3 protein-coding genes are annotated in these 3,066 nt (G+C 40.4%); 1 reads left to right on the forward strand and 2 read right to left on the reverse strand.

Translation table 11 applies throughout. The features are described 5' to 3' along the window. Window positions 1-271: 271 nt before the first annotated feature. Together OU793_RS23955 and OU793_RS23960 are read right to left on the reverse strand one after the other, a co-directional pair. Window positions 272-628, reverse strand: a complete 357-nt coding sequence (locus tag OU793_RS23955) for a hypothetical protein (protein ID WP_159408190.1) — start codon at window positions 626-628, stop codon at window positions 272-274. Window positions 629-638: 10 nt separating this feature from the next. Continuing rightward, window positions 639-1,325 carry a ParA family protein gene (locus OU793_RS23960; protein ID WP_193237451.1) on the reverse strand — a complete coding sequence of 229 codons (687 nt, stop codon included), beginning with the start codon at window positions 1,323-1,325 and terminating at the stop codon, window positions 639-641. A 201-nt stretch (window positions 1,326-1,526) separates the two neighbouring features. Between OU793_RS23960 and OU793_RS23965 the strand changes: the two genes are divergently transcribed. Next, window positions 1,527-2,447 (forward strand): Rpn family recombination-promoting nuclease/putative transposase, encoded by a 921-nt coding sequence (locus OU793_RS23965; protein ID WP_193237450.1) that lies wholly within the window; start codon window positions 1,527-1,529, stop codon window positions 2,445-2,447. Window positions 2,448-3,066: the final 619 nt, after the last annotated feature.

Raw genomic sequence — 3,066 nt, forward strand, 5'->3', positions numbered from 1 at the left:
GTTCGCATGATTACTTAGATAGTTCTCAATACTTTTGCGAGAGACGAAGGACTCAACGACGGTTCGCTGAGCTGGTTGAAAAAAGTCACGCTCGATGAGACTGGCGAGTAACCTGAGTTCATCATCAGTAGCGTTTTGGTTTAGGGTGTGGTTAATGCTACAATTCACTTGCATCTTGATTTTCCTATAAGTTGGGTGCGAGCCTCTCAATGTTCGTCGGTCAAAACAACATTGAGAGGCATTTATATAGCTAGCTATATAAATACAATGACTAGCTAGCTATTAGCTTTTGATATGTTACTTTTATATCGTCTAAATTTTCCTTTTCAATTAACGCTAGAATCGCTCTTTCTAAGGTTTCTTGATCACTACCACTTCCAACAGCAGTTGTCACATCTGCTAGCAATTCAGGCATACCAATACGCATTTTTATGTTTTTTTGGATAACGTAAGGACTTCGTTTCCTCACTTTTCTTTTGTTATCTCCACGGCTCGAAAAACTACTTTTTTGTGCCACTGCCATAACAACATCAATATCATGCTCTGTTGGTTTAGGTTTGCTTGAAGCTTTAGTAAGTTCCTCAAGATCTATAGAGTCATCCTCTGTAAAAGATTTTGTTTCGCGCATAATTCTCATCTCACTTGATCATGTTTGCTTTGAGCTTCTTTTTCACTTCTTCTGCAAACTCTTCAACATTTAATGCCGCTTTATCAACACCAGCAACTTCCTTTCGGTCTAAGTTATGGACAATACCGCCATATGTCCTGATCGCCTTAAACGCTGCTCGCTCTATCAACGAAACATTAAATACGTCTACACAATTAGCTTCCATATCATTTAAGATAGCCTTATGCATTTTCGTATAAAATGCAGCATTAGTACGAGTAATCATCACAGCATGAGGGATCGACCGTCTAAGAGCTTTTTCTTGTCGTCTAACCAGCTTAACTGTTTTAATTAACTCATCCTCATCATCTTCTGAAGGTTGAGTCATTAAAATAACTAAGTCCGCACGACTAATTGCATGCGCAACAGTCATGCTTGCAACACCTTCTAAATCAACTAAAACGAATGCACTATTTTCTTGTGCTGCATCGATATCTTCTAAGATGCTTTCTTCATTCGATTGCTGAACAAGGTTAATGTTAGGGAGAGTGCCATCCATTAACGCCCACTTCGCAGCATGTTGGTTTGGGTCTGCATCAATAAGAGTGACACCAATATTTTTAGGTAAACCTTGTCTGGCAAACTCTCCAGTAAGTAATCTACAGGCTGTAGTTTTTCCTGCTCCCCCTTTACTAGAAGCAAATACGATAACTGGCATAAAATATTTCCTATATAGTTAGCTATACAAACCATTATATAGCTAGCTACCTCGAATTGCAATATAGCTAGCTATCTTAAAGTTACACATAGTTAGCTAGCTAGCTATTCTCTATGTTAAGGTTCTGATATATATAATTAAATATCTGCAATATAATGATGATTAAAGTATAGTGAGGATGTAAAGACGGAAATAAGTAGAATGAAAACACCAACATCGATACATGACGGATTGTTTAAGTCGTTTCTGACTGAAGCAGAAACAGCAAAAGATTTTCTCGATGCTCACTTGCCAGTCCACATCAAAAGGATTTGCAACCTAGACACGCTCCAGCTTCAATCGGGTTCGTTCCTGGAAGATGAGCTCACTCCATATTACTCCGATATTCTTTACTCAATGGAGACTGAAAACGGGGTGGGGTATGTGTACGCGCTTATCGAACACCAAAGCAGTCCAGATAAGCACATGAGCTTTCGTTTGACTCGATATGCTATAGCCGCAATGCAACAACATCTGGATGCAGGTAACGACACTCTCCCTTTAGTCGTCCCACTTTTGTTTTATCACGGCAGAACATCACCTTATCCGTACAGCACGAATTGGTTAGATGAATTTGAGGAACCAGAGCTAGCCAAATCGATTTACACCCAGGCGTACCCACTTGTTGATGTCACCGTTCTTCCGGATGATGAAATCATCCAACACAAGCGAGTGGCATTGTTAGAGCTGGTGCAGAAGCATGTTAGACAAAGAGACTTATTGGATTTTACAGACACACTGGTTACACTGTTACTAGAACATTATCTAACCGAAAAGCAGTTAGATTCTTTGATGGAATACTTAGTGCGGGTAGGGGAGACCTCGAACCTGGAAAGGCTGGTCCGAACACTCGCAGAGCAAGTGCCAGAGCATGAGGAAAAGTTAATGACGATTGCAGAACAATTAGAGGCGCGTGGTCGAGAGCAGGGCTTAAAGCAAGGTCTTGAGCAAGGACGTCAAGAAGGTCACCAAGAAACTCAGCTAGCGATTGCTAAGAAGATGCTTTCAGCAGGCATAGATATCGAACTAATCGCGCAAACTACCGAATTGAGTAAAGATGAACTAACAAAGCTCATCAATTAAAGCTTTAATTGACATAACGGCGGAATGTTTATGATATTTCGTCATTTTTACAATCCACATTAGTGACACTGTAACCCATCATTTCATGAGGAGCAGTGCGACGAATCCCTAAACGCGCTCACGTAGTGAGTAAGAAGCGTCCTATCCGAGCTCTCAAAAGCTTTCTTTTATTCACCAGCGGTTCCGGTACAGAAATTGCCCTTCGCCTTGCTAGAATGCGCGAGCGAAGCGAGTAAGACTATTCACGTTACTATACGTATATGCTTTAAAGCTTCCTGTCGAATGACAAAAGAAATGTTCAGCGCAGCCAGCTATATCTCTTTTCTATTTTTTGTTGGTTGTTGAAGCTGGCTGTGGGGCCCGTCAAAAGCTTTCGACAGAGTTTTTTATTGTGCCGTTGTTGATTGCTTTTGATGGGAGGTACTAATGAGCGAAGCGATGATCTTTTCTTAAATATTTATCTTTATATTTATCTAGATACAAAGTCTAAGTACGTAGTCTTCATAAGCACGGCATGTTAATCAGGGACATTCTTAGGGTAAGTCTTTATTCTATTTTCTTGCATTACCTTTTTTGGGGTTTTGTGCCCATTTCAGCAGAAAGTCCAGACTTAGCTCTG

The organism is Vibrio sp. VP6 (assembly GCF_028823755.1).
GTDB classification, from domain to species: Bacteria; Pseudomonadota; Gammaproteobacteria; order Enterobacterales; family Vibrionaceae; genus Vibrio; species Vibrio parahaemolyticus.

Bases quoted from the DNA above. Each gene is read 5' to 3' on its own strand.
- OU793_RS23965 (WP_193237450.1), top strand. From the start codon at position 1,527: ATGAAAACACCAACATCGATACATGACGGATTGTTTAAGTCGTTTCTG.
- OU793_RS23960 (WP_193237451.1), bottom strand. From the start codon at position 1,325: ATGCCAGTTATCGTATTTGCTTCTAGTAAAGGGGGAGCAGGAAAAACT.
- OU793_RS23955 (WP_159408190.1), bottom strand. From the start codon at position 628: ATGCGCGAAACAAAATCTTTTACAGAGGATGACTCTATAGATCTTGAG.